This is a genomic window from Vibrio sp. 10N.286.55.E10 (assembly GCF_002872555.1).
GTDB classification, from domain to species: domain Bacteria; phylum Pseudomonadota; class Gammaproteobacteria; order Enterobacterales; family Vibrionaceae; genus Vibrio; species Vibrio crassostreae.
The window spans coordinates 112,618-124,474 of sequence record NZ_MCSD01000001.1 but is presented as its reverse complement, the minus strand read 5'-3'; the positions used below and the strand labels follow the sequence as shown (position 1 = coordinate 124,474).

Sequence of the window (11,857 nt, the reverse complement as noted above, 5' to 3'; positions counted from 1 at the left end):
AATAACCAAGCTATCTAATAGCCATAAAAAGGCCGACATCTTGTCGGCCTTTTTGGTTTTATTCGATTAACTACTTAGCGTTTGGAGTCTAATCCATCAAGCTCTTCGACTTAATCGCTTTCTTAGAAAGTTCTTTGGCAAAGGCTTTAATATCAGCTTCAAACTCATCAACGCTTTGGCGGATTTCATCCAGTTGAACCGTCTGCATCACTCGGTTTTCCATTACGATTTGGCCGTTAACAATGGTGGTGTCGATGTTGCTTGGGTTCGCTTGATAAACCAGGGTCGCGTATGGGTCGTAACTTGGCATCATGTTCGCCGATTGTGTCTCTACAATCACGATATCCGCTTTCTTACCCGCTTCAAGAGAACCGATTTGGTCTTCCATGTGTAGGGCTTTTGCGCCACCTAATGTCGCCATCTCAATCACTTGTTCAGGAATAATGATGGTACGGTCAGAATGCTTTAAACGTTGCATGTTGGCTGCGTAGCTTAGAGTACGCATGATATCGACTTGGTTAGAGCTCATTGGGCCGTCTGTTCCCAAGCCGATTCGCATATCAGCACGGTACATATCCCACGCAGGTGCAATGCCTGTCGCCCCTTTAGCATTGGCCATTGGATTGTATGAGATACCCGCATCAGCTTGTTTCAATAGCTTTTGGTCATTCTCTGAAAGGTGGATACCGTGAGCAATCACTACGCGCTCGTCCAGTACTCCAATTTCATCCATGTATTCGACTGGCGACGTTGCCTTAGTTTCGTCTTTGATACGCTTTTCTTCATTCGGGAATTCAGCAACGTGAATCAACACAGGCACATCGTATTGAGCCGACAGTTTATTGATTTCTTGCAGTTTATCTTTGCTCACGGTGTACACCGCGTGTGGCGCATAAGCGGGTGTGATTAACTCATCGTTTTTGTACTGCTCAATAAAACCTTTAGCATACTCAATCCCGCCATAAGGTTCTATCAACCACCGGGAACTTAATCACGGTTTCGCCCAGCACAGCACGCAAACCAACTTCTTTGGTCGCCTTGGCCATTTCGTCCATGTGGTAATACATGTCGGCATAAGTAGTTACACCGCTTTGTGCCAATTCGATAGAGCCAAGCTTAGTCGCGTTGTAAATCAGTTCACGGCTTAGCTTTTCTGCTTCTAGAGGAAAGAAGTAAGCGAACAAGCGGTTCGAAATGCCCTCTTCGCCTAAGCCACGAAACGCAATCATAGGTAAATGGTTGTGCGCGTTCACCATGCCCGGCATAACAATCCCATCTTGAGCATCAATCACCTTTTCAGCACGGTACTGAGCAATCAAATCCTCATTGCCCACCGCGATAATCTGGTCGTCTTTTACCACTACCACACCATCTTCAATCACATCCATTTCAGAGTTGATTGTTAGAACCTGTCCATTGGTTATGATCAGATCGGCGTTGTATGTTTGCGTCGCGACTGTCGAACCACAGCCTGCCAGTAGAACTGCGCTGATGGTGCATGCCAAGCTTTTAAGCGTCATTGCTAAACCTTAATGTTGTGCGTGTAATAAATATAGAAGTCTAATATTAGCTTCTAGCTTTGATAAAAATGACGGAATTGAATTTTTGCCGATACTATAACGCTAACTTTAAATAAAATGGCATACCTAATCGAGCCAAATTCAAGATAAATAAGTTATTGCACAACAGGTCACAAAAGTAGCTTTGCACATATGCTCACTCAAATGCACAAACAAAAAAGGCCCGCAATCGCAGACCTAAATAAACCTTCAAATACCGTTAGCTTTTCACACCACACCCTTTAATCACGAGTTGGGTAATGAACTCAGCGGCATCTTCATAGTCTTTATCATCGAGCTGGCCTTTCTGCATTACGCTGCAAATCTGCCAGCCAAAATCGGCGTAGGTTTGGGTGGCTGCCCAAATGGTAAACATCAAGTGGTGTGCGGGGACATCGTCCATTAGACCTTGCGCCGACCAAGTTGAGAACTTATCGAGGATCATCTGGGATTGTTTATACAGCTCGTCACCGATCTCTTTTGGTAACACTTTCGCGCCAGACATCACTTCATTGGCAAACACTTTAGAGGCGTGTGGATGGTCGCGAGAAATGATCAGCTTGGTTTGAATATACTGAGACAAGGCTTCAACAGGATCGCTGAGTTCTTCAATCGGACGAGACGCTTCTAGTAAGGGCTGAGTGACGGTTTCAAGCACAGCGTTGTAGAGCTTATCTTTAGAGCTGAAATAATAGAATACGTTAGGTTTGGGAATGTCGGCCGCTTTTGCGATATCGGCCATTTTTGTTGCGGCATAACCATGAGTGGCGAATTGTTCACACGCGACTTCGATGATTAAATCTTGATTCTTTTGTCTGATCCTAGACATATTGCATCCTTTACAGCTCGTTACTGAAATCATAGTAATCAACGTGCTTCATTAGTCCAGAAGATAATTACAGAACTCAAGGTCACAGCATTGATAACAATAAAATGGTCGCTCTATTTGTTAAGAAGCGACCATTCCATACCCTGCGTTTGAACTGTCCAAATTAAAGAATCAATATCGCTCTGAAGTCATTCACGTTAGTCAACGTCGGGCCCGTGGTAAGAAGCACATCGACTTGCTTGAAGAAATCGTAACTGTTGTTGGCATCGAGGTAGTCTTGCGCTTTAAGCGACAGGCTCGAACCTTGTTGCCATGTTTGAGGTGTAATCCACGCGCCCGCATTGTCTTCCACACCATCAATCCCGTCGGTATCGGCAGCCAATGCAAATATATTGTCTTGGCCTTTGAGCTCGTTATATAGGCTCAACAAGAACTCACAGTTACGCCCACCGCGACCATTGCCTTTAACGGTTACTGTGGTTTCGCCACCAGAAAGTATCACGCAAGGCGCCTCAAATGGATGCTTATGATTGGCCACTTGCTTAGCCAGCGCAGCGTGAACCTTCGCGACATCTCGCGCTTCCCCCTCTATGCAATCACTCAACACATAAGCCGGAATGCCCAAGCCTTCAGCTTCTGCAGCAGCGGATTCCAATGCCGACATTGGTGTGGCGATAATATGGTGCTCGGCGTTTTTCCAACACGCGTCATCTGGTTTCACGGTTTCTGATTCTGGGTTGTTCAACCATTCAAATGCCGAAGGTGGTGTTTCTATTTGATAACGTTCTAAAATTGCCATCGCATCAAAACGCGTGGTGGTGTCTGGTACGGTGGGGCCCGATGCAATCACACTGATGTCATCGCCCGGCACATCTGAAATCGCCAAAGAGACGACTCTTGCTGGGTAAGCGGCCTTTGCTAGTCGCCCACCTTTGATTGACGATAAATGCTTACGCACACAGTTCATCTCATCAATAGCCGCGCCAGATTTAAGCAGTGCTTTATTGATTTGTTGCTTCTCTGCAAAGCTGATGTCACCACCGGGCAGACTTAACAAAGCAGAGCCGCCGCCAGACAATAGGCAAATAACCGTATCGTCAGCGCTCAAGTCACTCACCAATTGCAGCATACGTTGGCTTACTTCTAAGCCCATCGCATCCGGAACTGGGTGCGCCGCTTCAATCACCTCAATATGTTCGCAAGGGGCGGTGTGCTCATAACGAGTCACCACCAGGCCTTCAAGGTCACGCAACGCAAGGTCTTGTTGTTTCTTTGCCTGCCAAACCGCTTCAAGCTCAGCTGCCATTGATGCGGCTGCTTTTCCTGCTCCTATCACCACAGTTCGCCCAGCTTGGTTAGCAGAGCGATAAAAAATGTCTTGAGGAAGAAAAGGTTCGATGTGATTTTTAGGTAGCGCCTGATTAACAGCACTTGAGAAAAGGGTTTGCAGAAACTGCTTAGCATCAATGTCCATCAGCCACTCCTTAGTTGACGGAGAAAAAAAGAACCCCGATACAAGGCTAAAGGGTGCCTGCTAAGATCAAGTTGGAAAGGAACAACTTCAACCTCTGCCTCATATCAGGAACGCGTATAAAAGGAGACGAAACTACGCGATTTATAAACAAACTGTTTGAAACTGGTGGGCTAGCTCATCGATGTGCTGTCGAGGAGTAAAGTAGATTCACTATTCGACATTACATGCGATGCCAGCCCGTATTCATCATTAAAACGAGGTTAACGAATCGAGTGGTCAGAACGCTTCTCTATTGCTTGGATAAGTGCAGAGTGGTCCCAGCCTTCACCGCCCATTTCGGCACACTCGCCAAACAACTCTTGAGCATTAGCCGTATTTGGCAGTGCAACCCCTAGCTCTTGTGCGCCCGTTAGCGCAAGGTTAAGGTCTTTCTGGTGTAGTGAGATTCTAAAGCCAGGGTCGAATGTGCCTTCAACCATACGCTCGCCGTGCACTTCCAGGATCTTAGAGTTGGCAAAGCCGCCCAATAGTGCCTGACGTACACGTGCTGGATCAGCACCGGCTTTTGAGGCAAATACTAAGGCTTCGGATACCGCTTCAATATTTAGAGCAACGATGATCTGGTTGGCAACCTTACACGTTTGGCCAGCACCGTTATCACCCACCAGCGTGATGTTTTTACCCATGGTTTCAAATAGCGGACGTGCTTTATCAAAGGCGTCTTGCTCACCACCAACCATGATAGTCAGCGCTGCATTAATAGCGCCGACTTCGCCACCTGATACCGGAGCATCTAGGTATGACGCGCCACCTTCGTTGATTCGTGCGGCAATCGCTTTGGTCGCGATTGGCGAGATTGAACTCATATCGATAACCAATTTTCCAGCTGCGCCACTCGCCATTAGGCCTTGCTCGACACCGTTCTCACCAAACAGGACATCTTCCACTTGAGGCGTATTAGGCACCATTAGGATAATGACATCCGCCGCCTCTGACGCTTCTGCTGGTGAGTGGTAGACCGTTGCGCCCGCTGCCACAAGATCGGCAGGTGCTGCATTAAAGTGATCCGACAGAATCAATTCATGACCCGCTTTTTGAAGGTTACTCGCCATAGGTTTACCCATGATGCCAGTTCCGATAAATGCAATTTTAGACATGTTGTTCTCCTTAACGTTTGAGGGTTACCAGACGCAATTAACGGTACTGGTGCAGCCAACCAAGGCCTTCTGTCGTTGTCGTTTTAGGTTTGTATTCGCAGCCAACCCAGCCCTGATAGCCAAGCTCATCAAGGTAGTTAATTACGAATGGGTAGTTGATTTCTCCGGTACCCGGTTCGTGTCGACCTGGATTATCAGCCAGCTGCACGTGTGCGATTTGGCCAATGTTCTGCTGCATGGTCGGCGTTAAATCGCCTTCCATAATTTGCATGTGATAAATATCGTATTGGATAGAAAGGTTATCGCTCCCTACCTCTTTGATGATCGCTTTGGCTTGCTCAGTCGTGTTCAAGAAGAAGCCCGGAATATCACGGGTATTGATCGCTTCTATCACTAGACTGATACCTTCTGCTGCTAGCGCGTTCGCCGCGTAATGCAGGTTAATCACAAACGCTGATTGAGCGTCTTGTTGAGTGACGCCTTGCGGAACAATCCCGGCCAAGCAATTCACTTGAGTACAACCCAGTGCTTTTGCGTAAGCGATGGCTTTAGGTACACCCGCTTGAAACTCTTCAACGCGTGCAGGGTCGACCGCGATACCACGGTCGCCAGCATCCCAATCACCCGCGGGCAGGTTAAATAGCACTTGCTCTAGGTTATTAGCGTCGAGCTCTTGTTTAATCTCATCGGCATCAAAGGCGTAAGGGAAAAGGTATTCGACACCTTGAAAGCCCGCTTCTGCGGCGGCTTCAAAGCGATCCATAAAATCGACTTCCGTGAATAACATCGACAAGTTTGCAGCAAATTTTGCCATGACTCTGTCCTTATTCTTTATCTGTAAAAATCTGGTTGTTTGTAGTAAAGCCTCGCTCTATCGGAGGCTTTCCGTAGGGCTAAACCTCAGCTCTACGGATACACATTACTTAATGATTACTTGTACGCCAGCGCCGTTGGAGCATCGCCGCGGCTTTCGGCAAGCGGTTCAAATTCATTGATGGCATTGATCTCAACGCCCATCGCAATGTTGGTTACTCGCTCAAGAATCAGCTCAACAACAACCGGGACCTTATGCTTGTTCATCAGCTCTTTGGCTTGCTCAAACGCAGCGGCAATTTGCTCTGGTTCACGAACTCGAATCGCCTTACAACCTAGGCCTTCAACAACTGCGACATGGTCTACCCCGTAGCCTTCAAGCTCTGGTGCGTTCTGGTTATCAAACGCCAGTTGTACACAATAATCGATATCAAATTGGCGCTGCGCTTGGCGAATCAAACCTAGGTAAGAGTTGTTCACCAGTACATGGATGTATGGCAGGTTGAACTGAGCACCTACCGCCAGTTCTTCGATCATGAATTGGAAATCATAATCACCAGAGATAGCGACGATATCGCGATTTGGATCAGCCGCTCGGACACCCAATGCTGCTGGTGTTGTCCAACCTAGCGGGCCAGCTTGACCACAGTTGATCCAGTTACGCGGCTTATAAACATGCAGGAACTGAGCGGCAGCGATTTGCGACAAACCAATGGTGCTCACATAACAAGTGTCACGACCAAATGCCTTGTTCATCTCTTCATAAACACGCATCGGTTTCATTGGTGCTTCATCAAAATTGGTTTTACGCAGCATGGTCGACTTGCGTTCCTGACACTCACTTGCCCAAGCATTTCGGTTTGGCAGCTTGCCAGCATCACGCCACTCTTGCGCCACTTCAACCATTAACTCTAGTGCTGCCTTCGCATCAGAGACAATGCCTAAGTCAGGACAAAACACGCGGCCGATTTGGGTCGGTTCAATATCGACATGTACGAACTTGCGCCCTTCGGTATAAACATCGACAGAGCCTGTATGACGGTTAGCCCAGCGGTTACCAACGCCAAACACAAAGTCAGAGTTAAGCATGGTTTCGTTACCGTAACGGTGGGAAGTTTGTAGCCCTACCATGCCCGCCATTAAGTCATGATCATCTGGGATAGAGCCCCAGCCCATCAAGGTTGGAATCACTGGTACGCCTGTGATTTCAGCAAACTGCTGCAGCAGCTCAGATGCGCCAGCGTTAATCACACCACCACCGGACACAATCAGCGGTTTTTCCGATTGAGACATCATGGTTAATGCTTTCTCAACCTGCGCACGTGTTGCTTGTGGCTTATAAGGTTCAAGCGGCTCATAGGTATCGATATCAAACTCAATCTCAGCCAGCTGAACATCAATCGGTAGATCAATCAGGATTGGACCCGGGCGACCCGAACGCATTAAATGAAAGGCTTTTTGAAATGCGCGTGGCACTTGTGCAGGTTCCAGCACCGTGGTTGCCCACTTAGTCACTGGCTTAGCGATAGATTCAATGTCGACCGCTTGGAAATCCTCTTTATGAAGACGAGCACGTGGCGCTTGGCCTGTGATGCAGAGAATTGGAATCGAATCTGCAGACGCAGAATAAAGCCCCGTGATCATGTCCGTTCCCGCTGGACCAGAGGTACCAATACACACACCTATATTTCCTTGACTGGTACGTGTGTACCCTTCAGCCATATGGGATGCACCCTCTACGTGGCGAGCTAAGACGTGATCGATTCCTCCGAGCTTTTTCATAGCCGCATACATAGGGTTTATTGCTGCGCCGGGAACACCAAATGCGATGTCTACTCCTTCACGTTTAAGCACTTCTACCGCTGCTTCAATCGCTTTCATAATTGCCATTCGAACCTCCAGTTCAGATTGTATACAATTAAACTAACTTTTGTGTACTATGAACCATCCTCGCTATTTATCAACCCCAAAATGAAACAATTTTATTACATCACACTGCCACTTTGAGTAAGCATCAACCCTGAAAAGCTTACAATTCATTACTTTACATAAAATATCTTTACGTAAAAATAAATTCTAAAAAGACCAAATGATAAATAAATATTAAATACCCTTTGCTTGTTTACAATTTATGCAATATAAATATCCTTAAAAAGAGTATTTTGTATACAAAGTGGCATCGTATTGTTCAAAGGAGACAACAATGATGAATGACGTAAAAGAGAGAGAAGAAGTACAATGTATGCAGGTACTCGGGAATATGGACAACCCCGAGTACAAAGAGATCTTGTCTAAAGATGCATTAAAATTCTTAGAAGCTCTCGTCAATAAGTTTGGAGATCGCCGTCATGCCCTGCTAAGTGACCGCGACATAAAACAAGCTCAATATGACGAGGGAGAGCTACCCAATTTCAGAAAAGACACCATTTCCATTCGCCAGAATAAAGAGTGGAAAGTGGCAACGCCGCCGCCAGAATTGCTGGATCGCCGAGTAGAGATCACCGGGCCTATCGAAAGAAAGATGGTGATCAACGCGCTAAACTCAGGCGCGAAAGTCTTCATGTGCTGCTTTGAAGATGCGTCTTCTCCTACTTGGGCCAACATGGTCGAAGGGCAAATCAACCTAAGAGATGCCAACCTTGGCACCATTAGTTATTTCGATGAGAAGAAGCAGAAGCGTTACCAATTAAACGACGATCCTGCACTGCTGATCGCACGCCCACGAGGGATCCACCTTCCTGAGCAATCCATCCAATTCAACAATCAGCCTATCGGCGGTTGCTTGATGGACTTCGCCTTGTACTTTTTCCACAACTATCAATCACGTGCACAACAAGGCTTAGGCGTTTACTACTACATTCCAAAGCTAGAAAGCATGGAAGAAGCACAATGGTGGGACGATATTTTCAGCTTCACCGAAAACTATTTCCATGTACCCAAAGGCACCATTCGTGCGACAGTATTGATCGAAACGCTACCAGCCGTATTCCAAATGGAAGAGATCTTGTACGCAATGCGTGATCACATCGTTGCGATGAACTGTGGCCGTTGGGATTACATCTTCAGCTATATCAAAACGCTGAAGAACCATAAAGACCGCATCCTGCCAGATCGTCATGGGATCGGCATGGATCAAGAATTCCTTAACGCTTACAGCCAACTGTTGGTACGCACTTGTCATGCTCGCGGCGCACTGGCGATGGGTGGTATGTCAGCCTTTATTCCAGCAAAAGATCCGCAAGAAATGGCGCGTGTGACTGCCAAGGTAATCGAAGATAAACAAAGAGAGTCTCAAAACGGCCACGATGGCACATGGGTCGCGCACCCTGCGCTGGTTGATTTGGCAATGTCGATATTCGATAAGCACCTCGATGGTAAAGTAAACCAAATGGATTTCCAAAGCCCAGAGCATGTAATCAATGCAGACTTATTGCTGAAACCTTGTGAAGGTAGCCGCGATGAAGCGGGCGTTCGTAAGAATATCCGCATCGCGCTGTATTACATCGAAGCTTGGATCCAAGGCTACGGCTGTGTACCTATCTACGGCCTTATGGAAGATGCCGCAACCGCTGAGATCTCAAGAGCCAATATCTGGCAGTGGATCCACCACGGGGTAACACTCGATGATGGCCAAACCTTTACCAAATCACTATTCCACTCTTGGCTTTACCAAGAGCTAGACACGATAAAACATGAAGTCGGAGACTCGCGTTATACAGCAGGTCGATTTGAAGAGACAGCCGATCTTTTCTATCAACTTTCTACAGCCGAAGAGTTCGCCGCCTTCCTAACTTTACCCAGCTATGGGCTATTACAAGAGTCCAGTTAGGACTCTTGTACCGAACTGAATCAGTCGATGATATCCACAACAAGAGTAATGATTGGCTGACTTAGCTTGGTACACGGCCCCTTGAAAAACTAGGAGATAACATGGGAAGTTTGACTCTACAACAAGCGTTAACCATCATTGATGGCACCTTAAAAGCAGGAAACAAGATCCACACTGAGCCTTTGACGGTCGCCGTCTTAGACAGCGGTGGCAAGCTGATTTCTTTGCAACGTCAAGACGGCTCTAGCATGATGCGACCAGACATCGCGATTGCTAAAGCGTGGGGGGCACTCGCACTGGGCTGTTCCTCTAGAAAGCTCGCCCAAGATGCTGACAACAGGCCTGCATTTATCTCCGCCGTAAACGTACTCGCACACGGAAACATGGTGCCAGTGCCAGGGGGCCTACTGATTCGAGATAAGGATAAAACGGTACTGGGCGCGATTGGGGTCAGCGGTGACATTTCAGACATCGACGAGAGCTGCGCCATTAATGGTATTGGTTGCGCAGAGCTGTTCAGTGACGAGATGCTACAAGCTTAATTCACTGTACTTGAATTTCTTAAACAGGAACAAAAAGCCGAAGCTATTAGGCTTCGGTTTTTTTATTCATACGTTGCGCCAACAACGCTAACGAACAAACGCCACTAAGCGCGCCCATTTAGCGTCTTCCTTCAATTTATTAGACAGCCAGTAATCAACACTAAACGATCCCGCGCCAAGTACCGCTAACGCTAGATACCCACCAGCAACAGAGACGTTTTTGTAGAAGTGAATCATTTGCCCCGATGAACTTGGGTCGAAGTGAAACATAACACCAGAAACCAAAGAGAAAAGCGCAATCGAGAACGCTGTAAAGCGAGTCATACACCCAGCTAGAATCGCAAGCCCACCACCGAGTTCAAGCAAGATAACCAAAGGCAACAAGTGAGCGCTGACTCCTTGAGAAGCCATGTATCCCGCCGTTCCTTCATAGCTAAATAGCTTTCCCCAACCCGCTTGAATAAACAAGTAAGCCAATAAAATACGAGCGAAAAAAGTCAGTGTGTCGTTCAATCTAGTGTTCATAGTTCTAAGCCTTGATAAGTTTCATTGCCGATAGGTTATTCGGCTTAGCATTAAGATGATAACGAGAAAAATAGAACAACTTGTTTGAAATTTTAGTAGACATACTTGCATACAAATTACTGGCTAAATCCGAAGATTCAACAACCTCAATGCTGATACCATTGGCTTAAATTCATTGAAACACTTGTCCCATTTTTATTGATTTTATGAAGACTTTGAAGAAAACACTGCCGCTCGATACTTTACAAATATTGGATGTTCTACAACGTGAAGGGACTTACTCGTCAGCCTCTGCGCACCTCAATCGATCCGTATCTGCATTAAGCTATCAGATTCAAAAGTTGGAAGACGAACTCGGTATCTTGATCTTAGATCGATCAGGGCACAGAGCCGTGTTTACTCAAGTCGGTAAAATGTTGGTGGAAAATGGTCGACAATTGCTAACGGGATCAGATGAACTCATAACCCAAATACAACGTTTCTCAAGTGGTTGGGAAAGCGAACTGTTTGTTTCTTATGACGGTATTATCGGGCAAGACATTGCGTTATCACTAATCGCTGATATGGCAACGGAGTGCAGCACGCAACTGTATGTCCAAGAGGATATTTTGTCAGGAGGCTGGGAGGCGTTAACCACAGGAAAAGCAGATATTCTTATCTCATCGATGCCCAATATCGAGCTACCGAATACCGTGAACAGTAAAACCATCGGCAGGGTAGAAATGATCTGGGTGGCCGCAAAAAATGCACCCATTTTAGACGAGAAAAATCCACTCAGTGAATCCACGCGACGTGAACACACAATCATCGCGGTTGCCGATACCGCTAAGTCAGCGCCTAAAATCACCAAGAATATCTTGCTGAATCAAAAAACCAGTACGGTCAGTTCAATGAGTAGTAAGTTGACGGCAATTCAACGTAATCTTGGTATTGGCACTCTACCCAAGCAATTAATAACATCCGAGTTAGAAGACGGAAGTTTAGTGGAAATTGGCCACGCAAGAACCGTTGATATCGTGCTCGCGTGGCAAATAGGCAATATGGGGAATGCAAAAACACTCGCTTTGAAAAAGTTAGAAAAGTGCTGGAGAGCATCAGCTCAAATTCACTAGGCCTATCCCCTATCCGG

The 11,857-nt window shown here is 46.6% G+C and carries 9 protein-coding genes and 1 pseudogene; 3 read left to right on the top strand and 7 right to left on the bottom strand.

Annotated elements, in window-relative coordinates:
* Positions 1 to 88: 88 nt before the first annotated feature.
* From BCV39_RS00495 to gcl, 6 genes and pseudogenes are all read right to left on the bottom strand, one after another.
* Positions 89 to 1,520, bottom strand: a pseudogene (locus BCV39_RS00495) (amidohydrolase).
* 259 nt (positions 1,521 to 1,779) lie between these two features.
* The gene (locus tag BCV39_RS00490; RefSeq protein ID WP_102431568.1) at positions 1,780 to 2,388 is read right to left on the bottom strand and encodes a TetR/AcrR family transcriptional regulator; all 609 of its coding nucleotides are present in this window, start codon (positions 2,386 to 2,388) and stop codon (positions 1,780 to 1,782) included.
* 163 nt (positions 2,389 to 2,551) lie between these two features.
* Complete coding sequence (locus BCV39_RS00485) at positions 2,552 to 3,862, bottom strand: glycerate kinase (protein ID WP_102431569.1); 1,311 nt, start codon at positions 3,860 to 3,862, stop codon at positions 2,552 to 2,554.
* 260 nt (positions 3,863 to 4,122) lie between these two features.
* A complete protein-coding gene (locus BCV39_RS00480; RefSeq protein WP_102431570.1) occupies positions 4,123 to 5,019 on the bottom strand; it encodes a 2-hydroxy-3-oxopropionate reductase in 897 nt (298 codons plus the stop codon).
* A 37-nt stretch (positions 5,020 to 5,056) separates the two neighbouring features.
* Positions 5,057 to 5,833, bottom strand: a complete 777-nt coding sequence (gene hyi / locus BCV39_RS00475; RefSeq protein WP_102431571.1) for a hydroxypyruvate isomerase — start codon at positions 5,831 to 5,833, stop codon at positions 5,057 to 5,059.
* A gap of 116 nt (positions 5,834 to 5,949) precedes the next feature.
* Positions 5,950 to 7,722, bottom strand: coding sequence for a glyoxylate carboligase (gene gcl / locus BCV39_RS00470; RefSeq protein WP_081229031.1), 1,773 nt, complete (start codon positions 7,720 to 7,722; stop codon positions 5,950 to 5,952).
* Between the two features lie 313 nt (positions 7,723 to 8,035).
* Between gcl and aceB the strand changes: the two genes are divergently transcribed.
* Together aceB and BCV39_RS00460 are read left to right on the top strand one after the other, a co-directional pair.
* Positions 8,036 to 9,661, top strand: coding sequence for a malate synthase A (aceB, locus tag BCV39_RS00465; protein ID WP_102433250.1), 1,626 nt, complete (start codon positions 8,036 to 8,038; stop codon positions 9,659 to 9,661).
* A 101-nt stretch (positions 9,662 to 9,762) separates the two neighbouring features.
* Positions 9,763 to 10,203: a heme-binding protein gene (locus BCV39_RS00460; RefSeq protein ID WP_008220964.1), complete on the top strand. Its 441-nt coding sequence runs from the start codon at positions 9,763 to 9,765 to the stop codon at positions 10,201 to 10,203.
* An 87-nt stretch (positions 10,204 to 10,290) separates the two neighbouring features.
* On the opposite strand, the gene BCV39_RS00455 is transcribed toward BCV39_RS00460, so the two are convergent.
* Positions 10,291 to 10,728, bottom strand: a complete 438-nt coding sequence (locus BCV39_RS00455) for a DoxX family protein (protein ID WP_102433251.1) — start codon at positions 10,726 to 10,728, stop codon at positions 10,291 to 10,293.
* Positions 10,729 to 10,934: 206 nt separating this feature from the next.
* On the opposite strand from BCV39_RS00455, the gene BCV39_RS00450 reads away from it, so the two are divergent.
* Positions 10,935 to 11,840 carry a LysR family transcriptional regulator gene (locus tag BCV39_RS00450; protein WP_102433252.1) on the top strand — a complete coding sequence of 302 codons (906 nt, stop codon included), beginning with the start codon at positions 10,935 to 10,937 and terminating at the stop codon, positions 11,838 to 11,840.
* The last annotated feature ends 17 nt before the right edge of the window (positions 11,841 to 11,857 follow it).